Source organism: Escherichia sp. MAL-1, assembly GCF_052948035.1.
This window is the reverse complement of the sequence record NZ_CM129609.1, coordinates 3,937,997-3,958,821: the sequence shown is the minus strand read 5'-3', so window position 1 is coordinate 3,958,821 and position 20,825 is coordinate 3,937,997. Positions and strand designations below refer to the sequence as shown.

Below are 20,825 nucleotides of genomic sequence, written 5' to 3'. Positions count from 1 at the left end.
TGGTCTGACTGAGACAAGTTTTCAAGGATTCGTAACGTGATTAGCGATATCAGAAAAGATGCTGAAGTACGCATGGACAAATGCGTAGAAGCGTTCAAAACCCAAATCAGCAAAATACGCACGGGTCGTGCTTCTCCCAGCCTGCTGGATGGCATTGTCGTGGAATATTACGGCACGCCGACGCCGCTGCGTCAGCTGGCAAGCGTAACGGTAGAAGATTCCCGTACTCTGAAAATCAACGTGTTTGATCGTTCAATGTCTCCGGCCGTTGAAAAAGCGATTATGGCGTCCGATCTCGGCCTGAACCCGAACTCTGCGGGTAGCGACATCCGTGTTCCGCTGCCGCCGCTGACGGAAGAACGTCGTAAAGATCTGACCAAAATCGTTCGTGGTGAAGCAGAACAAGCGCGTGTTGCAGTACGTAACGTGCGTCGTGACGCGAACGACAAAGTGAAAGCACTGTTGAAAGATAAAGAGATCAGCGAAGACGACGATCGCCGTTCTCAGGACGATGTACAGAAACTGACTGATGCTGCAATCAAGAAAATTGAAGCGGCGCTGGCAGACAAAGAAGCAGAACTGATGCAGTTCTGATTTCTTGAACGACAAAAACGCCGCTCAGTAGATCCTTGCGGATCGGCTGGCGGCGTTTTGCTTTTTATTCTGTCTCAACTCTGGATGTTTCATGAAGCAACTCACCATTCTGGGCTCGACCGGCTCGATTGGTTGCAGCACGCTGGACGTGGTGCGCCATAATCCCGAACACTTCCGCGTAGTTGCGCTGGTGGCAGGCAAAAATGTCACTCGCATGGTAGAACAGTGCCTGGAATTCTCTCCCCGCTATGCCGTAATGGACGATGAAGCGAGTGCGAAACTTCTTAAAACGATGCTACAGCAACAGGGTAGCCGCACCGAAGTCTTAAGTGGGCAACAAGCCGCTTGCGATATGGCAGCGCTTGAGGATGTTGATCAGGTGATGGCAGCCATTGTTGGCGCTGCTGGGCTGTTACCTACGCTTGCTGCGATCCGCGCGGGTAAAACCATTTTGCTGGCCAATAAAGAATCACTGGTTACCTGCGGACGTCTGTTTATGGACGCCGTAAAGCAGAGCAAAGCGCAATTGTTACCGGTCGATAGCGAACATAACGCCATTTTTCAGAGTTTACCGCAACCTATCCAGCATAATCTGGGATACGCTGACCTTGAGCAAAATGGCGTGGTGTCCATTTTACTTACCGGGTCTGGTGGCCCTTTCCGTGAGACGCCATTGCGCGATTTGGCAACAATGACGCCGGATCAAGCCTGCCGTCATCCGAACTGGTCGATGGGGCGTAAAATTTCTGTCGATTCGGCTACCATGATGAACAAAGGTCTGGAATACATTGAAGCGCGTTGGCTGTTTAACGCCAGCGCCAGCCAGATGGAAGTGCTGATTCACCCGCAGTCAGTGATTCACTCAATGGTGCGCTATCAGGACGGCAGTGTTCTGGCGCAGCTGGGGGAACCGGATATGCGTACGCCAATTGCCCACACCATGGCATGGCCGAATCGCGTGAACTCTGGCGTGAAGCCGCTCGATTTTTGCAAACTAAGTGCGTTGACATTTGCCGCACCGGATTATGATCGTTATCCATGCCTGAAACTGGCGATGGAGGCGTTCGAACAAGGCCAGGCAGCGACGACAGCATTGAATGCCGCAAACGAAATCACCGTTGCTGCTTTTCTTGCGCAACAAATCCGCTTTACGGATATCGCTGCGTTGAATTTATCCGTACTGGAAAAAATGGATATGCGCGAACCACAATGTGTGGACGATGTGTTATCTGTTGATGCGAACGCGCGTGAAGTCGCCAGAAAAGAGGTGATGCGTCTCGCAAGCTGAGGATAATCCGGCTACAGAGAGTCGCGCTATTTGTTAGCGTAGGGCTTCAGTGATATAGTCTGCGCCATCTGATCGTAAGTAGTTGGCTTTATAAGGTCAGGTATGCCGTGGTTTTACACGGCTTTTTTTTGTATAGGCTTCAGTATTCCTGAGTACCGTAAACCCTGTCAGGGAATAAAAAACGCGTGATGTTGTCTGCTACTCAACCACTTAGCGAAAAATTGCCAGCGCATGGCTGCCGTCATGTTGCGATCATTATGGACGGCAATGGTCGCTGGGCAAAAAAGCAAGGGAAGATTCGTGCCTTTGGGCATAAAGCCGGGGCAAAATCCGTCCGCCGGGCTGTCTCTTTTGCGGCCAACAACGGTATTGAGGCGTTAACGCTGTATGCCTTTAGTAGTGAAAACTGGAACCGACCAGCGCAGGAAGTCAGTGCGTTAATGGAACTGTTTGTGTGGGCGCTCGATAGCGAAGTAAAAAGTCTGCACCGACATAACGTGCGTCTGCGTATTATTGGCGATACCAGTCGCTTTAACTCGCGTTTGCAAGAACGTATTCGTAAATCTGAAGCGCTAACAGCCGGGAATACCGGTCTGACGCTGAATATTGCGGCGAACTACGGTGGACGTTGGGATATAGTCCAGGGAGTCAGGCAACTGGCTGAAAAGGTGCAGCAAGGAAACCTGCAACCAGATCAGATAGATGAAGAGATGCTAAACCAGCATGTCTGTATGCATGAACTGGCCCCTGTAGATTTAGTAATTAGGACTGGGGGGGAGCATCGCATTAGTAACTTTTTGCTTTGGCAAATTGCCTATGCCGAACTTTACTTTACAGATGTTCTCTGGCCCGATTTCGATGAACAAGACTTTGAAGGGGCGTTAAATGCCTTTGCTAATCGAGAGCGTCGTTTCGGCGGCACCGAGCCCGGTGATGAAACAGCCTGATGGGGGTCGCTTTTGCTGAAGTATCGCCTGATATCTGCTTTTGTGTTAATACCCGTCGTCATCGCGGCGTTGTTTCTGTTGCCGCCGGTGGGGTTCGCCATTGTAACGCTGGTGGTCTGCATGCTGGCAGCGTGGGAATGGGGACAGCTTAGCGGTTTTACCACTCGTTCGCAGCGAGTATGGTTGGCGGTGTTATGCGGGTTATTGTTGGCGCTGATGCTTTTTCTGTTGCCGGAATATCACCGAAATATTCATCAACCGCTGGTTGAAATCTCACTTTGGGCTTCGCTGGGTTGGTGGATTGTCGCGCTATTGCTGGTGCTGTTTTACCCAGGTTCCGCAGCAATCTGGCGTAACTCTAAAACATTGCGCCTTATTTTTGGCGTGCTAACCATTGTTCCCTTCTTCTGGGGCATGCTGGCGTTACGGGCCTGGCACTATGACGAGAATCATTACAGTGGCGCAATATGGCTGCTCTATGTCATGATCCTGGTATGGGGCGCTGACTCCGGCGCATATATGTTTGGCAAATTGTTTGGTAAACATAAGCTGGCACCGAAGGTTTCTCCGGGTAAAACCTGGCAAGGCTTTATCGGTGGACTCGCTACTGCAGCGGTAATCTCATGGGGTTATGGCATGTGGGCGAATCTCGACGTCGCTCCCGTCACCTTACTCATTTGCTCTATTGTCGCAGCGTTAGCCTCAGTGCTCGGCGATCTGACCGAGAGTATGTTTAAGCGTGAAGCAGGAATTAAGGACAGCGGTCATTTAATTCCAGGACACGGTGGTATTTTAGATCGTATTGATAGCCTGACGGCTGCGGTACCGGTCTTTGCTTGCTTGTTGTTACTGGTATTCAGGACGCTTTAACGGAAGGTAATATGCTGAGTTTTCTCTGGGATTTGGCTTCGTTCATCGTTGCACTGGGTGTACTTATCACCGTGCATGAATTTGGTCATTTCTGGGTTGCCCGGCGTTGTGGTGTTCGCGTTGAGCGTTTCTCAATAGGGTTTGGTAAGGCGCTCTGGCGGCGAACTGATAAGCTCGGCACCGAATATGTTATCGCCCTGATCCCGTTGGGCGGTTATGTCAAAATGCTGGATGAGCGCGCAGAACCGGTCGTTCCGGAACTCCGCCACCATGCCTTCAATAATAAATCTGTCGGCCAACGAGCGGCGATTATTGCCGCAGGTCCGGTTGCAAACTTCATTTTTGCTATCTTTGCCTACTGGCTGGTTTTTATTATTGGTGTGCCTGGCGTACGTCCGGTGGTTGGCGAAATAGCAGCCAATTCGATAGCTGCGGAAGCACAAATTGCACCAGGTACGGAACTAAAAGCCGTAGATGGTATCGAAACGCCTGATTGGGATGCCGTGCGTTTGCAGTTGGTCGATAAAATTGGCGATGAAAGCACCACCATTACAGTAGCGCCATTTGGCAGCGACCAACGGCGGGATGTAAAGCTCGATTTACGTCACTGGGCGTTTGAGCCTGATAAAGAAGATCCGGTATCTTCGCTGGGGATTCGTCCTCGTGGGCCGCAAATTGAACCTGTACTGGAAAATGTGCAGCCAAACTCGGCGGCAAGCAAGGCAGGTTTGCAAGCAGGCGACAGGATCGTTAAAGTCGATGGTCAGCCCTTAACGCAGTGGGTGACCTTTGTGATGCTTGTCCGGGATAACCCGGGTAAATCCTTAGCGTTAGAAATCGAAAGGCAGGGGAGTCCCTTGTCTTTGACATTAATCCCGGAGAGTAAACCGGGTAATGGTAAAGCGATTGGTTTTGTCGGTATTGAGCCGAAAGTCATTCCTTTGCCAGATGAGTATAAAGTTGTACGCCAGTATGGGCCGTTCAACGCCATCGTCGAAGCCACGGACAAAACGTGGCAGCTGATGAAGCTGACGGTCAGTATGCTGGGAAAATTGATCACCGGTGATGTGAAACTGAACAACCTCAGTGGGCCGATCTCTATCGCCAAGGGGGCTGGGATGACAGCGGAACTCGGGGTTGTTTATTACCTGCCGTTTCTTGCGCTTATTAGCGTGAACTTAGGGATAATTAACCTGTTTCCGTTGCCCGTACTTGACGGGGGGCATCTGCTGTTCCTTGCGATCGAAAAGATCAAGGGCGGACCGGTATCCGAGCGGGTTCAAGACTTTTGTTATCGCATTGGCTCGATTCTGCTGGTGCTGTTAATGGGGCTTGCACTTTTCAATGATTTCTCTCGGTTATGAGAGTTAGTTAGGAAGAACGCATAATAACGATGGCGATGAAAAAGTTGCTCATAGCGTCGCTGCTGTTTAGCAGCGCCACCGTATACGGTGCTGAAGGGTTCGTAGTGAAAGATATTCATTTCGAAGGCCTTCAGCGTGTCGCCGTTGGTGCGGCCCTCCTCAGTATGCCGGTGCGCACAGGCGACACGGTTAATGATGAAGATATCAGTAATACCATTCGCGCTCTGTTTGCTACCGGCAACTTTGAGGATGTTCGCGTCCTTCGTGATGGTGATACCCTTCTGGTTCAGGTAAAAGAACGTCCGACCATTGCCAGCATTACTTTCTCCGGTAACAAATCGGTGAAAGATGACATGCTGAAGCAAAACCTCGAGGCTTCTGGTGTGCGTGTGGGCGAATCCCTCGATCGCACCACCATTGCCGATATCGAGAAAGGTCTGGAAGACTTCTACTACAGCGTCGGTAAATATAGCGCCAGCGTAAAAGCTGTCGTGACCCCGCTGCCGCGCAACCGTGTTGACCTAAAACTGGTGTTCCAGGAAGGTGTGTCAGCTGAAATCCAGCAAATTAACATTGTTGGTAACCATGCTTTCACCACCGACGAACTGATCTCTCATTTCCAACTGCGTGACGAAGTGCCGTGGTGGAACGTGGTAGGCGATCGTAAATACCAGAAACAGAAACTGGCGGGCGACCTTGAAACCCTGCGCAGCTACTATCTGGATCGCGGTTATGCCCGTTTCAACATCGACTCTACCCAGGTCAGTCTGACGCCAGATAAAAAAGGTATTTACGTCACGGTGAACATCACCGAAGGCGATCAGTACAAGCTTTCTGGCGTTGAAGTGAGCGGCAACCTTGCCGGGCACTCCGCTGAAATTGAGCAGCTGACTAAGATCGAGCCGGGTGAGCTGTATAACGGCACCAAAGTGACCAAGATGGAAGATGACATCAAAAAGCTTCTCGGTCGCTATGGTTATGCCTATCCGCGCGTACAGTCGATGCCCGAAATTAACGATGCCGACAAAACCGTTAAATTACGTGTGAACGTTGATGCGGGTAACCGTTTCTACGTGCGTAAGATCCGTTTTGAAGGTAACGATACCTCGAAAGATGCCGTCCTGCGTCGCGAAATGCGTCAGATGGAAGGTGCATGGCTGGGGAGCGATCTGGTCGATCAGGGTAAGGAGCGTCTGAATCGTCTGGGCTTCTTTGAAACTGTCGATACCGATACCCAACGTGTTCCGGGTAGCCCGGACCAGGTTGATGTCGTCTACAAGGTAAAAGAGCGCAACACCGGTAGCTTCAACTTTGGTATTGGTTACGGTACTGAAAGTGGCGTGAGCTTCCAGGCTGGTGTGCAGCAGGATAACTGGTTAGGTACAGGTTATGCTGTTGGTATCAACGGGACCAAAAACGATTACCAGACCTATGCTGAACTGTCGGTAACCAACCCGTACTTCACCGTAGATGGCGTAAGCCTTGGTGGTCGTCTCTTCTATAATGACTTCCAGGCAGATGACGCCGACCTGTCCGACTATACCAACAAGAGTTATGGTACAGACGTGACGTTGGGCTTCCCGATTAACGAATATAACTCGCTGCGTGCAGGTCTGGGTTATGTACATAACTCCCTGTCCAACATGCAGCCTCAGGTTGCGATGTGGCGTTATCTGTACTCTATGGGTGAACATCCGAGCACCTCTGATCAGGATAACAGCTTCAAAACGGACGACTTCACGTTCAACTATGGTTGGACCTATAACAAGCTTGACCGTGGTTACTTCCCGACAGATGGTTCACGTGTCAACCTGACCGGTAAAGTGACCATTCCTGGATCGGATAACGAATACTACAAAGTGACGTTAGACACGGCGACTTATGTGCCGATCGATGACGATCACAAATGGGTTGTTCTGGGGCGTACCCGCTGGGGTTATGGTGATGGTTTAGGCGGCAAAGAGATGCCGTTCTACGAGAACTTCTATGCCGGTGGTTCCAGCACCGTGCGTGGCTTCCAGTCCAATACCATTGGTCCGAAAGCAGTTTACTTCCCGCATCAGGCCAGTAATTATGATCCGGACTATGATTACGAATGTGCGACTCAGGACGGCGCGAAAGACCTGTGTAAATCGGATGATGCTGTAGGCGGTAACGCCATGGCGGTTGCCAGCCTCGAGTTCATCACCCCGACGCCGTTTATTAGCGATAAGTATGCTAACTCGGTTCGTACTTCCTTCTTCTGGGATATGGGTACCGTTTGGGATACAAACTGGGATTCCAGCCAATATTCTGGATATCCGGACTATAGTGATCCAAGCAATATCCGTATGTCTGCGGGTATCGCATTACAATGGATGTCCCCATTGGGGCCGTTGGTGTTCTCCTACGCCCAGCCGTTCAAAAAGTACGATGGAGACAAGGCAGAACAGTTCCAGTTTAACATCGGTAAAACCTGGTAAGTGTTCTCCACAAAGGAATGTAGTGGTAGTGTAGCGATGACTTTAGGCGATCAATATAAGATCGCCGGGCCACGCAAAGAACTGCACCCTCCGGTGCAAATGGGATGGTAAGGAGTTTATTGTGAAAAAGTGGTTATTAGCTGCAGGTCTCGGTTTAGCACTGGCAACTTCTGCTCAGGCGGCTGACAAAATTGCAATCGTCAACATGGGCAGCCTGTTCCAGCAGGTAGCGCAGAAAACCGGTGTTTCTAACACGCTGGAAAATGAGTTCAAAGGCCGTGCCAGCGAACTGCAGCGTATGGAAACCGATCTGCAGGCTAAAATGAAAAAGCTGCAGTCCATGAAAGCGGGCAGCGATCGCACTAAGCTGGAAAAAGACGTGATGGCTCAGCGCCAGACTTTTGCTCAGAAAGCGCAGGCTTTTGAGCAGGATCGCGCACGTCGTTCCAACGAAGAACGCGGCAAACTGGTTACTCGTATCCAGACTGCTGTGAAATCCGTTGCCAACAGCCAGGATATCGATCTGGTTGTTGATGCAAACGCCGTTGCTTACAACAGCAGCGATGTAAAAGACATCACTGCCGACGTACTGAAACAGGTTAAATAAGTAATGCCTTCAATTCGACTGGCTGATTTAGCGCAGCAGTTGGATGCAGAACTACACGGTGATGGCGATATCGTCATCACCGGCGTTGCGTCCATGCAATCTGCACAAACAGGTCACATTACGTTCATGGTTAACCCAAAATACCGTGAGCATTTAGGCTTGTGCCAGGCGTCCGCGGTTGTCATGACCCAGGACGATCTTCCTTTCGCGAAAAGTGCCGCACTGGTAGTGAAGAATCCCTACCTGACTTACGCGCGCATGGCGCAAATTTTAGATACCACGCCGCAGCCCGCGCAGAACATTGCACCCAGTGCGGTGATCGACGCGACGGCGAAGCTGGGTAACAACGTATCGATTGGCGCTAACGCGGTGATTGAGTCCGGCGTTGAACTGGGCGATAACGTGATTATCGGTGCCGGTTGCTTCGTAGGTAAAAACAGCAAAATCGGTGCAGGTTCGCGTCTCTGGGCGAACGTAACCATTTACCATGAGATCCAGATCGGTCAGAATTGCCTGATCCAGTCCGGAACAGTGGTAGGCGCAGACGGCTTTGGTTATGCCAACGATCGTGGTAACTGGGTGAAGATCCCACAGATTGGTCGCGTAATTATTGGCGATCGCGTGGAGATCGGTGCCTGCACAACCATCGATCGCGGCGCGCTGGATGACACTATTATTGGCAATGGCGTGATCATTGATAACCAGTGCCAGATTGCACATAACGTCGTGATTGGCGACAATACGGCGGTTGCCGGTGGCGTCATTATGGCGGGCAGCCTGAAAATTGGTCGTTACTGCATGATCGGCGGAGCCAGCGTAATCAACGGGCATATGGAAATATGCGACAAAGTGACGGTTACGGGCATGGGTATGGTGATGCGTCCCATCACTGAACCAGGCGTCTATTCCTCAGGCATTCCGCTGCAACCCAACAAAGTCTGGCGCAAAACCGCTGCACTGGTGATGAACATTGATGACATGAGCAAGCGTCTGAAATCGCTTGAGCGCAAGGTTAATCAACAAGACTAACGTTCCATCTTTTGTTCGCCAAACTTTACGGCCTGTCTCATTCTTACGATTGCGGCAGGCCGTGTTATTATTGTCGTTTCTTATATTTTGACAGGAAGAGTATCTTGACTACTAACACTCATACTCTGCAGATTGAAGAGATTTTAGAACTTCTGCCGCACCGTTTCCCGTTCTTACTGGTGGATCGCGTGCTGGATTTTGAAGAAGGTCGTTTTCTGCGCGCAGTAAAAAATGTCTCTGTCAATGAGCCATTCTTCCAGGGCCATTTCCCTGGAAAACCGATTTTCCCGGGTGTGCTGATTCTGGAAGCAATGGCACAGGCAACAGGTATTCTGGCGTTTAAAAGCGTAGGAAAACTGGAACCGGGTGAGCTGTACTACTTCGCTGGTATTGACGAAGCGCGCTTCAAGCGCCCGGTCGTGCCTGGCGATCAAATGATCATGGAAGTCACTTTCGAAAAAACGCGCCGCGGCCTGACCCGTTTTAAAGGGGTTGCTCTGGTCGATGGTAAAGTAGTTTGCGAAGCAACGATGATGTGTGCTCGTAGCCGGGAGGCCTGATACGTGATTGATAAATCCGCCTTTGTGCATCCAACCGCCATTGTGGAAGAGGGCGCGTCAATTGGCGCGAACGCACACATTGGTCCTTTTTGTATCGTTGGACCCCATGTCGAAATTGGTGAGGGTACCGTACTGAAATCTCACGTTGTCGTGAATGGTCATACTAAAATTGGCCGCGATAATGAGATTTATCAGTTCGCCTCCATCGGCGAAGTTAACCAGGATCTGAAATATGCTGGCGAACCGACCCGTGTGGAAATCGGCGATCGTAACCGCATTCGCGAAAGCGTCACCATTCATCGTGGCACAGTCCAGGGCGGTGGATTGACGAAGGTGGGCAGCGACAACTTACTGATGATCAACGCGCACATTGCGCACGATTGTACGGTAGGTAACCGCTGTATTCTCGCCAACAACGCAACGCTGGCGGGTCACGTATCGGTTGACGACTTCGCGATCATCGGCGGCATGACCGCAGTCCATCAGTTCTGCATCATTGGTGCGCACGTGATGGTTGGCGGCTGCTCCGGTGTGGCGCAGGACGTCCCTCCTTATGTCATTGCGCAGGGTAACCACGCAACGCCGTTCGGTGTCAATATCGAAGGGCTGAAGCGCCGCGGATTCAGCCGTGAGGCGATTACCGCTATCCGCAATGCGTATAAGCTGATTTATCGTAGCGGTAAAACGCTCGATGAAGTGAAACCGGAAATTGCTGAACTGGCGGAAACATATCCGGAAGTGAAAGCCTTTACCGATTTCTTTGCACGCTCAACGCGCGGTCTGATTCGTTAATGACTGAACAGCGTCCATTAACGATTGCCCTGGTCGCCGGAGAAACCTCCGGCGATATCCTGGGGGCCGGTTTAATCCGCGCTCTGAAAGAACATGTGCCCAACGCCCGCTTTGTTGGTGTTGCCGGGCCACGAATGCAGGCTGAAGGCTGCGAAGCCTGGTACGAAATGGAAGAACTGGCGGTGATGGGCATTGTTGAAGTGCTCGGTCGTCTGCGTCGCTTACTGCATATTCGTGCCGATCTGACAAAGCGTTTTGGCGAACTGAAGCCAGATGTTTTTGTTGGTATTGATGCGCCCGACTTCAATATTACTCTTGAAGGTAACCTCAAAAAGCAGGGTATCAAAACCATTCATTACGTCAGTCCATCCGTCTGGGCGTGGCGACAGAAACGCGTTTTCAAAATAGGCAGAGCCACCGATCTGGTGCTCGCATTTCTGCCTTTCGAAAAAGCGTTTTATGACAAATACAATGTACCGTGCCGCTTTATCGGTCATACCATGGCTGATGCCATGCCGTTAGATCCAGATAAAAATGGTGCCCGTGATGTGCTGGGGATCCCTTACGATGCCCACTGTCTGGCATTGTTGCCGGGCAGCCGTGGTGCAGAAGTCGAAATGCTTAGTGCCGATTTCCTGAAAACTGCCCAGCTTTTGCGCCAGACATATCCGGATCTCGAAATCGTGGTGCCGCTGGTGAATGCCAAACGCCGCGAGCAGTTTGAACGCATCAAAGCTGAAGTCGCGCCAGACCTGTCGGTTCATTTGCTGGATGGAATGGGCCGTGAGGCGATGGTCGCCAGCGATGCGGCACTACTGGCGTCGGGGACGGCAGCCCTGGAGTGTATGCTGGCGAAATGCCCGATGGTGGTGGGATATCGCATGAAGCCTTTTACCTTCTGGTTGGCGAAGCGGCTGGTGAAAACTGATTATGTCTCGCTGCCAAATCTGCTGGCGGGCAGAGAGTTAGTCAAAGAGTTATTGCAGGAAGAGTGTGAGCCGCAAAAACTGGCTGCGGCGCTGTTACCGCTGTTGGCGAACGGGAAAACCAGCCACGCGATGCACGATACCTTCCGTGAACTGCATCAGCAGATCCGCTGCAATGCCGATGAGCAGGCGGCACAAGCCGTTCTGGAGTTAGCACAATGATCGAATTTGTTTATCCGCACACGCACCTGGTTGCGGGTGTGGATGAAGTCGGACGCGGGCCGTTAGTTGGCGCGGTCGTCACCGCTGCGGTGATTCTCGACCCGGCGCGCCCGATTGCCGGGCTGAATGATTCCAAAAAGCTGAGCGAAAAACGTCGTCTGGCGCTCTGTGAAGAGATCAAAGAGAAAGCGTTGAGCTGGAGTCTGGGCCGCGCGGAACCCTACGAAATCGACGAGCTGAACATTCTTCATGCGACCATGCTGGCGATGCAGCGAGCCGTCGCTGGGCTGCATATTGCGCCGGAATATGTGTTGATTGATGGTAACCGCTGCCCGAAATTACCGATGCCTTCGATGGCAGTGGTGAAAGGCGATAGCCGCGTACCGGAAATCAGTGCCGCGTCTATCCTGGCGAAAGTGACGCGCGACGCCGAAATGGCGGCGCTGGATATTGTTTTCCCGCAATATGGTTTTGCCCAACATAAAGGGTATCCAACCGCTTTTCATCTGGAAAAACTGGCTGAATATGGCGCGACTGAACATCATCGTCGCAGCTTTGGGCCTGTCAAACGCGCACTGGGACTTGCGTCCTGATTCTTGTGTCGAGATTAAGTAAACCGGAATCTGAAGATGTCTGAACCACGTTTCGTACACCTGCGGGTGCACAGCGACTACTCGATGATCGATGGCCTGGCCAAAACCGCACCGCTGGTAAAAAAGGCGGCGGCGTTGGGTATGCCAGCACTGGCGATCACCGATTTCACCAACCTTTGCGGTCTGGTGAAGTTCTACGGAGCGGGACATGGCGCAGGGATTAAGCCTATCGTCGGGGCAGATTTTAATGTCCAGTGCGACCTGCTGGGTGATGAGTTAACCCACCTGACGGTACTGGCGGCGAACAATACCGGCTATCAGAATCTGACGTTGCTGATCTCAAAAGCGTATCAGCGCGGGTACGGTGCCGCCGGGCCGATCATCGATCGCGACTGGCTTATCGAATTAAACGAAGGGTTGATCCTTCTTTCCGGCGGGCGCATGGGCGACGTCGGACGCAGTCTTTTGCGTGGTAACAGCGCGCTGGTAGATGAGTGTGTCGCGTTTTATGAAGAACACTTCCCGGATCGCTATTTTCTCGAGCTGATCCGCACCGGCAGGCCGGATGAAGAAAGCTATTTGCACGCGGCGGTGGAACTGGCGGAAGCGCGCGGTTTGCCCGTCGTGGCGACCAACGACGTGCGCTTTATCGACAGCAGCGACTTTGACGCACACGAAATCCGCGTCGCGATCCACGACGGCTTTACCCTCGACGATCCTAAACGCCCGCGTAACTATTCGCCGCAGCAATATATGCGTAGCGAAGAGGAGATGTGCGAGCTGTTTGCCGACATCCCAGAAGCCCTTGCCAACACCGTTGAGATCGCCAAACGCTGTAACGTAACTGTGCGTCTTGGTGAATACTTCCTGCCGCAGTTCCCGACCGGGGACATGAGCACCGAAGATTATCTGGTCAAGCGTGCAAAAGAGGGCCTGGAAGAGCGTCTGGCCTTTTTATTCCCTGACGAGGAAGAACGTGTTAAGCGCCGCCCGGAATATGACGAACGTCTGGAGACTGAACTTCAGGTTATCAACCAGATGGGCTTCCCGGGCTACTTCCTCATCGTTATGGAATTTATCCAGTGGTCGAAAGATAACGGCGTACCGGTAGGGCCGGGCCGTGGTTCTGGTGCAGGGTCACTGGTGGCCTACGCGCTGAAAATCACCGACCTCGATCCGCTGGAATTTGACCTGCTGTTCGAACGTTTCCTTAACCCGGAACGTGTCTCCATGCCTGACTTCGACGTTGACTTCTGTATGGAGAAACGCGACCAGGTTATCGAGCACGTAGCGGACATGTACGGTCGTGATGCGGTATCGCAGATTATCACCTTCGGTACGATGGCGGCGAAAGCGGTGATCCGCGACGTAGGCCGCGTGCTGGGGCATCCGTACGGCTTTGTCGACCGTATCTCGAAACTGATCCCGCCCGATCCTGGCATGACGCTGGCGAAAGCGTTTGAAGCCGAGCCGCAGCTGCCGGAAATCTACGAAGCGGATGAAGAAGTTAAGGCGCTGATCGACATGGCGCGCAAACTGGAAGGGGTCACCCGTAACGCCGGTAAGCACGCCGGTGGGGTGGTTATCGCGCCGACCAAAATTACCGATTTTGCGCCGCTTTATTGCGATGAAGAGGGCAAACATCCGGTCACCCAGTTTGATAAAAGCGACGTTGAATACGCCGGACTGGTGAAGTTCGACTTCCTTGGTTTGCGTACGCTCACCATCATCAACTGGGCGCTGGAGATGATCAACAAGCGGCGGGCGAAGAATGGCGAGCCGCCGCTGGATATCGCCGCGATCCCGCTGGATGACAAGAAAAGCTTCGACATGCTGCAACGCTCGGAAACCACGGCGGTATTCCAGCTTGAATCGCGCGGCATGAAGGACCTGATCAAGCGTCTGCAACCTGACTGCTTCGAAGATATGATCGCACTGGTGGCACTGTTCCGCCCTGGTCCGTTGCAATCAGGGATGGTGGATAACTTTATCGACCGTAAACATGGTCGCGAAGAGATCTCCTATCCGGACGTACAGTGGCAGCATGAAAGCCTGAAACCGGTACTGGAGCCAACCTACGGCATCATCCTGTATCAGGAACAGGTCATGCAGATTGCGCAGGTGCTTTCTGGTTATACCCTCGGTGGCGCGGATATGCTGCGTCGTGCGATGGGTAAGAAAAAGCCGGAAGAGATGGCTAAGCAGCGTTCTGTATTTGCTGAAGGTGCAGAAAAGAACGGAATCAACGCCGAACTGGCGATGAAAATCTTCGACCTGGTGGAGAAATTCGCTGGTTACGGATTTAACAAATCGCACTCTGCGGCCTATGCTTTGGTGTCATATCAAACGTTATGGCTGAAAGCGCACTATCCTGCGGAGTTTATGGCGGCGGTAATGACCGCCGATATGGACAACACCGAGAAGGTGGTGGGTCTGGTGGATGAGTGCTGGCGGATGGGGCTGAAAATCCTGCCACCAGATATAAACTCCGGTCTTTACCATTTCCACGTCAACGACGACGGCGAAATCGTGTATGGTATTGGCGCGATCAAAGGGGTCGGTGAAGGTCCGATTGAGGCCATCATCGAAGCCCGTAATAAAGGCGGCTACTTCCGCGAACTGTTTGATCTCTGCGCCCGTACCGACACCAAAAAGTTGAACCGTCGCGTGCTGGAAAAACTGATCATGTCCGGGGCGTTTGACCGTCTTGGGCCACATCGCGCAGCGCTGATGAACTCGCTGGGCGATGCGTTAAAAGCGGCAGATCAACACGCGAAAGCGGAAGCTATCGGTCAGGCCGATATGTTCGGCGTGCTGGCCGAAGAGCCGGAACAAATTGAACAATCCTACGCCAGCTGCCAACCGTGGCCGGAGCAGGTGGTATTAGATGGGGAACGTGAAACGTTAGGCCTGTACCTGACCGGACACCCTATCAACCAGTATTTAAAAGAGATTGAGCGTTATGTCGGAGGCGTAAGGCTGAAAGACATGCACCCGACAGAACGTGGTAAAGTCATCACGGCTGCGGGGCTCGTTGTTGCCGCGCGGGTTATGGTCACCAAGCGCGGCAATCGTATCGGTATCTGCACGCTGGATGACCGTTCCGGGCGGCTGGAAGTGATGTTGTTTACTGACGCCCTGGATAAATACCAGCAATTGCTGGAAAAAGACCGCATACTTATCGTCAGCGGACAGGTCAGCTTTGATGACTTCAGCGGTGGGCTTAAAATGACCGCTCGCGAAGTGATGGATATTGACGAAGCCCGGGAAAAATATGCTCGCGGGCTTGCTATCTCGCTGACGGACAGGCAAATTGATGACCAGCTTTTAAACCGACTCCGTCAGTCTCTGGAACCCCACCGCTCTGGGACAATTCCAGTACATCTCTACTATCAGAGGGCGGATGCACGCGCGCGGTTGCGTTTTGGCGCGACGTGGCGTGTCTCTCCGAGCGATCGTTTATTAAACGATCTCCGTGGCCTCATTGGTTCGGAGCAGGTGGAACTGGAGTTTGACTAATACAGGAATACTATGAGTCTGAATTTCCTTGATTTTGAACAGCCGATTGCAGAGCTGGAAGCGAAAATCGATTCTCTGACTGCGGTTAGCCGTCAGGATGAGAAACTGGATATTAACATCGATGAAGAAGTGCATCGTCTGCGTGAAAAAAGCGTAGAACTGACACGTAAAATCTTCGCCGATCTCGGTGCATGGCAGATTGCGCAACTGGCACGCCATCCACAGCGTCCTTATACCCTGGATTACGTTCGCCTGGCATTTGATGAATTTGACGAACTGGCTGGCGACCGCGCGTATGCAGACGATAAAGCTATCGTCGGTGGTATCGCCCGTCTCGATGGTCGTCCGGTGATGATCATTGGTCATCAAAAAGGTCGTGAAACCAAAGAAAAAATTCGCCGTAACTTTGGTATGCCAGCGCCAGAAGGTTACCGCAAAGCACTGCGTCTGATGCAAATGGCTGAACGCTTTAAGATGCCAATCATCACCTTTATCGACACCCCGGGGGCTTATCCGGGCGTGGGCGCAGAAGAGCGCGGTCAGTCTGAAGCCATTGCACGCAACCTGCGTGAAATGTCTCGCCTTAGCGTACCGACTATTTGTACCGTTATCGGTGAAGGTGGTTCTGGCGGCGCGCTGGCGATTGGCGTGGGCGATAAAGTGAATATGCTGCAATACAGCACCTATTCCGTTATCTCGCCGGAAGGTTGTGCGTCCATTCTGTGGAAGAGCGCTGATAAAGCGCCGCTGGCGGCTGAAGCGATGGGTATCATCGCTCCGCGTCTGAAAGAACTAAAACTGATCGACTCCATCATCCCGGAACCGCTGGGTGGTGCTCACCGTAACCCGGAAGCGATGGCGGCATCGTTGAAAGCGCAACTGTTGGCGGATCTGGCCGATCTCGACGTGTTAAGCACTGAAGATTTAAAAAATCGTCGTTATCAGCGCCTGATGAGCTACGGTTACGCGTAATTCGCAAAAGTTCTGAAAAAGGGTCACTTCGGTGGCCCTTTTTTATCGCCACGGTTTGAGCAGGCTATGATTAAGGAAGGATTTTCCAGGAGGAACACATGAACATCATTGCCATTATGGGACCGCATGGCGTCTTTTATAAAGATGAGCCCATCAAAGAACTGGAGTCGGCGCTGGTGGCGCAAGGCTTTCAGATTATCTGGCCACAAAACAGCGTTGATTTGCTGAAATTTATCGAACATAACCCTCGAATTTGCGGCGTGATTTTTGACTGGGATGAGTACAGTCTCGATTTATGTAGCGATATCAATCAGCTTAATGAATATCTCCCGCTTTATGCCTTCATCAACACCCACTCGACGATGGATGTCAGCGTGCAGGATATGCGGATGGCGCTCTGGTTTTTTGAATATGCGCTGGGGCAGGCGGAAGATATCGCCATTCGTATGCGTCAGTACACCGACGAATATCTTGATAACATTACACCGCCGTTCACGAAAGCCTTGTTTACCTACGTCAAAGAGCGGAAGTACACCTTTTGTACGCCGGGGCATATGGGCGGTACCGCCTATCAAAAAAGCCCGGTTGGCTGTCTGTTTTATGATTTTTTCGGCGGGAATACCCTCAAGGCTGATGTCTCTATTTCGGTTACCGAGCTTGGTTCGTTGCTCGACCACACCGGGCCACACCTGGAAGCGGAAGAGTACATCGCGCGGACTTTTGGCGCGGAACAGAGTTATATCGTTACCAACGGAACATCGACGTCGAACAAAATTGTGGGTATGTACGCCGCGCCATCCGGCAGTACGCTGTTGATCGACCGCAATTGTCATAAATCGCTGGCGCATCTGTTGATGATGAACGATGTAGTGCCAGTCTGGCTGAAACCGACGCGTAATGCGTTGGGGATTCTTGGTGGGATCCCGCGCCGTGAATTTACTCGCGACAGCATCGAAGAGAAAGTCGCTGCCACCACGCAGGCACAATGGCCGGTTCATGCGGTGATTACCAACTCCACCTATGATGGCTTGCTCTACAACACCGACTGGATCAAACAGACGCTGGATGTCCCGTCGATCCACTTCGATTCCGCCTGGGTGCCGTACACCCATTTTCATCCGATCTACCAGGGGAAAAGTGGTATGAGCGGCGAGCGTGTTGCGGGAAAAGTGATCTTCGAAACGCAATCGACCCACAAAATGCTGGCGGCGTTATCGCAGGCTTCGCTGATCCACATTAAAGGCGAGTATGACGAAGAGGCGTTTAACGAAGCCTTTATGATGCATACCACCACCTCGCCCAGTTATCCCATTGTTGCTTCGGTTGAGACGGCGGCGGCGATGCTGCGTGGTAATCCGGGCAAACGGCTGATTAACCGTTCGGTGGAGCGGGCGCTGCATTTTCGCAAAGAGGTCCAGCGGTTGCGGGAAGAGTCTGACGGTTGGTTTTTCGATATCTGGCAACCGCCGCAGGTGGATGAAGCCGAATGCTGGCCCGTTGCGCCTGGCGAACAGTGGCACGGCTTTAACGATGCGGATGCCGATCATATGTTTCTCGATCCGGTTAAAGTCACTATTTTGACACCGGGGATGGACGAACAGGGCAATATGAGCGAGGAGGGGATCCCGGCGGCGCTGGTGGCAAAATTCCTCGACGAACGTGGGATCGTAGTAGAGAAAACCGGCCCTTATAACCTGCTGTTTCTCTTTAGTATTGGTATCGATAAAACCAAAGCAATGGGATTATTGCGTGGGTTGACGGAATTTAAACGCTCTTACGATCTCAACCTGCGGATCAAAAATATGCTACCCGATCTCTATGCTGAAGATCCCGATTTCTACCGCAATATGCGTATCCAGGATCTGGCGCAAGGGATCCATAAGCTGATTCGTAAACACGATCTTCCCGGTTTGATGTTGCGGGCATTCGATACTTTGCCGGAAATGATCATGACGCCACATCAGGCATGGCAGAGACAGATTAAAGGTGAAGTAGAAACCATTGCGCTGGAACAACTGGTCGGTAGAGTATCGGCAAATATGATCCTGCCTTATCCACCGGGCGTACCGCTGTTGATGCCAGGAGAAATGCTGACCAAAGAGAGCCGCACGGTACTCGATTTTCTACTGATGCTTTGTTCCGTAGGGCAACATTACCCCGGTTTTGAAACGGATATTCACGGCGCGAAACAGGACGAAGACGGCGTTTACCGCGTACGAGTCCTAAAAATGGCGGGATAACTTGCCAGAGCGGCTTCCGGGCGAGTAACGTGCTGTTAACAAATAAAGGAGACGTTATGCTGGGTTTAAAACAGGTTCACCATATTGCGATTATTGCGACGGATTATGCGGTGAGCAAAGCTTTCTACTGCGATATTCTTGGTTTCACGCTGCAAAGCGAAGTCTATCGCGAAGCGCGCGACTCGTGGAAAGGGGATTTGGCGCTTAATGGGCAATATGTGATTGAGCTTTTCTCTTTTCCGTTCCCGCCGGAGCGCCCCAGCCGACCGGAAGCTTGCGGCCTGCGTCATCTGGCTTTTAGCGTTGATGACATCGATGCGGCAGTGGCGCACCTTGAAAGCCATAACGTGAAGTGTGAAGCCATCCGTGTCGATCCATACACGCAAAAACGCTTCACCTTCTTTAACGATCCGGACGGGCTGCCGTTGGAACTGTATGAGCAGTAAGGCTTGTCATCGCCGCATTTGCCCGGTAACGTGCCGGGCATTGCTACTGTAAAATCGCACCATCATGACACTCACGCTCAATAGACAACTTCTCACCTCACGCCAGATTCTGGTGGCCTTTAGCGGCGGGCTTGACTCCACCGTTCTGCTGCATCAGTTGGTGCAGTGGCGGACGGAAAATCCGGGCGTCACTCTGCGCGCTATTCATGTGCATCACGGTTTAAGTGCCAATGCCGATGCCTGGGTTACGCATTGCGAAAACGTCTGCCAACAGTGGCAGGTGCCGCTGGTGGTCGAACGCGTACAACTTGCGCAAGAGGGGCTGGGGATTGAGGCCCAGGCGCGGCAGGCGCGTTATCAGGCATTTGCCCGTACCCTATTGCCCGGCGAAGTGCTGGTCACCGCGCAACATCTCGACGATCAATGTGAAACCTTTCTGCTGGCGCTAAAACGCGGTAGCGGCCCTGCCGGGCTTTCGGCTATGGCGGAAGTTTCGGAGTTTGCCGGAACACGGCTTATCCGCCCGTTGCTTGCCCGCACGCGGGGGGAACTGGCGCAGTGGGCATTGGCGCATGGTTTACGCTGGATTGAAGACGAAAGTAATCAGGACGACTCATACGATCGTAACTTTCTGCGCCTGCGCGTAGTGCCGTTATTGCAGCAGCGTTGGCCGCATTTTGCCGAAGCAACGGCCCGCAGCGCCGCACTTTGTGCTGAACAAGAGAGTCTGTTGGATGAACTGCTGGCGGATGATTTAGCACACTGCCAAACGTCGCAGGGGACGCTGCAGATTGCGCCAATGCTGGCGATGAGTGATGCCCGCCGCGCGGCGATTATCCGTCGCTGGCTGGCAGGGCAGAATGCACCAATGCCTTCCCGCGACGCGCTGGTGCGGATCTGGCAGGAAGTGGCGCTGGCGCGGGAAGATGCCTCCCCCTGTTTACGCTTGGGCGCGTTTGAAATCCGCCGATATCAGTCGCAACTGTGGTGGATTAAATCCGTTGCCGGGCAAAGCGAAACCATTGTGCCGTGGCAGACGTGGCTACAACCGCTGGAATTACCGGCGGGGCTGGGAAGCGTACAGCTTACTGCGGGAGGCGATATTCGCCCTCCGCGTGCAGACGAAGCGGTCAGCGTGCGTTTCAAAGCGGCAGGATTGCTGCATATTGTCGGGCGCAACGGCGGACGTAAGCTGAAGAAAATCTGGCAAGAGTTAGGCGTGCCGCCGTGGCTACGTGACACCACGCCACTGCTGTTTTATGGCGAAACGCTGATTGCGGCGGCAGGGGTATTTGTGACGCAAGAAGGTGTGGCTGAAGGTGAGAATGGCGTAAGTTTTGTCTGGCAGAAAACGCTTAGTTAAGTGAAAGCCGGATAAGACGCATCAAACGTCG

At 52.5% G+C, this 20,825-nt stretch carries 17 protein-coding genes; all 17 read left to right on the top strand.

What is annotated here, in order from left to right:
* Window positions 1–36 precede the first annotated feature (36 nt).
* The 17 genes from frr (at window position 37) to tilS (ending at window position 20,794) form a co-directional block, all read left to right on the top strand.
* Entirely contained in the window at window positions 37–594 is a 558-nt protein-coding gene (frr, locus tag ACU8XX_RS19845; protein ID WP_000622418.1) for a ribosome recycling factor, read from the top strand.
* Between the two features lie 91 nt (window positions 595–685).
* Entirely contained in the window at window positions 686–1,882 is a 1,197-nt protein-coding gene (gene ispC, locus ACU8XX_RS19840; RefSeq protein ID WP_000811923.1) for a 1-deoxy-D-xylulose-5-phosphate reductoisomerase, read from the top strand.
* A 188-nt stretch (window positions 1,883–2,070) separates the two neighbouring features.
* Window positions 2,071–2,829 carry a (2E,6E)-farnesyl-diphosphate-specific ditrans,polycis-undecaprenyl-diphosphate synthase gene (gene ispU, locus ACU8XX_RS19835; protein WP_001295562.1) on the top strand — a complete coding sequence of 253 codons (759 nt, stop codon included), beginning with the start codon at window positions 2,071–2,073 and terminating at the stop codon, window positions 2,827–2,829.
* Between the two features lie 12 nt (window positions 2,830–2,841).
* Window positions 2,842–3,699, top strand: coding sequence for a phosphatidate cytidylyltransferase (gene cdsA, locus ACU8XX_RS19830; protein WP_000922446.1), 858 nt, complete (start codon window positions 2,842–2,844; stop codon window positions 3,697–3,699).
* Between the two features lie 11 nt (window positions 3,700–3,710).
* Window positions 3,711–5,063 carry a sigma E protease regulator RseP gene (gene rseP, locus ACU8XX_RS19825; RefSeq protein ID WP_001295561.1) on the top strand — a complete coding sequence of 451 codons (1,353 nt, stop codon included), beginning with the start codon at window positions 3,711–3,713 and terminating at the stop codon, window positions 5,061–5,063.
* A gap of 29 nt (window positions 5,064–5,092) precedes the next feature.
* Entirely contained in the window at window positions 5,093–7,525 is a 2,433-nt protein-coding gene (bamA, locus tag ACU8XX_RS19820) for an outer membrane protein assembly factor BamA (protein ID WP_001240896.1), read from the top strand.
* 121 nt (window positions 7,526–7,646) lie between these two features.
* On the top strand, window positions 7,647–8,132 hold the full coding sequence (gene skp, locus ACU8XX_RS19815) for a molecular chaperone Skp (RefSeq protein WP_000758956.1): 486 nt from the start codon (window positions 7,647–7,649) through the stop codon (window positions 8,130–8,132).
* A gap of 3 nt (window positions 8,133–8,135) precedes the next feature.
* Window positions 8,136–9,161 carry a UDP-3-O-(3-hydroxymyristoyl)glucosamine N-acyltransferase gene (lpxD, locus tag ACU8XX_RS19810; RefSeq protein WP_001139279.1) on the top strand — a complete coding sequence of 342 codons (1,026 nt, stop codon included), beginning with the start codon at window positions 8,136–8,138 and terminating at the stop codon, window positions 9,159–9,161.
* A 104-nt stretch (window positions 9,162–9,265) separates the two neighbouring features.
* A complete protein-coding gene (gene fabZ, locus ACU8XX_RS19805; protein ID WP_000210739.1) occupies window positions 9,266–9,721 on the top strand; it encodes a 3-hydroxyacyl-ACP dehydratase FabZ in 456 nt (151 codons plus the stop codon).
* A gap of 3 nt (window positions 9,722–9,724) precedes the next feature.
* Window positions 9,725–10,513 carry an acyl-ACP--UDP-N-acetylglucosamine O-acyltransferase gene (gene lpxA / locus ACU8XX_RS19800; RefSeq protein WP_000565966.1) on the top strand — a complete coding sequence of 263 codons (789 nt, stop codon included), beginning with the start codon at window positions 9,725–9,727 and terminating at the stop codon, window positions 10,511–10,513.
* The gene (gene lpxB, locus ACU8XX_RS19795; protein WP_016241847.1) at window positions 10,513–11,661 is read left to right on the top strand and encodes a lipid-A-disaccharide synthase; all 1,149 of its coding nucleotides are present in this window, start codon (window positions 10,513–10,515) and stop codon (window positions 11,659–11,661) included. The genes lpxA and lpxB overlap by 1 nt, the downstream gene beginning before the upstream one ends.
* On the top strand, window positions 11,658–12,254 hold the full coding sequence (gene rnhB / locus ACU8XX_RS19790) for a ribonuclease HII (RefSeq protein ID WP_000569405.1): 597 nt from the start codon (window positions 11,658–11,660) through the stop codon (window positions 12,252–12,254). The genes lpxB and rnhB overlap by 4 nt, the downstream gene beginning before the upstream one ends.
* 36 nt (window positions 12,255–12,290) lie before the next feature.
* Window positions 12,291–15,773, top strand: a complete 3,483-nt coding sequence (gene dnaE, locus ACU8XX_RS19785) for a DNA polymerase III subunit alpha (RefSeq protein ID WP_001294774.1) — start codon at window positions 12,291–12,293, stop codon at window positions 15,771–15,773.
* Window positions 15,774–15,785: 12 nt separating this feature from the next.
* Window positions 15,786–16,745 carry an acetyl-CoA carboxylase carboxyl transferase subunit alpha gene (gene accA, locus ACU8XX_RS19780; RefSeq protein ID WP_000055746.1) on the top strand — a complete coding sequence of 320 codons (960 nt, stop codon included), beginning with the start codon at window positions 15,786–15,788 and terminating at the stop codon, window positions 16,743–16,745.
* 98 nt (window positions 16,746–16,843) lie between these two features.
* On the top strand, window positions 16,844–18,985 hold the full coding sequence (gene ldcC, locus ACU8XX_RS19775; RefSeq protein ID WP_001020973.1) for a lysine decarboxylase LdcC: 2,142 nt from the start codon (window positions 16,844–16,846) through the stop codon (window positions 18,983–18,985).
* A gap of 56 nt (window positions 18,986–19,041) precedes the next feature.
* Entirely contained in the window at window positions 19,042–19,431 is a 390-nt protein-coding gene (locus ACU8XX_RS19770; RefSeq protein ID WP_000901098.1) for a VOC family protein, read from the top strand.
* A gap of 64 nt (window positions 19,432–19,495) precedes the next feature.
* A complete protein-coding gene (gene tilS, locus ACU8XX_RS19765; protein ID WP_016241848.1) occupies window positions 19,496–20,794 on the top strand; it encodes a tRNA lysidine(34) synthetase TilS in 1,299 nt (432 codons plus the stop codon).
* The last annotated feature ends 31 nt before the right edge of the window (window positions 20,795–20,825 follow it).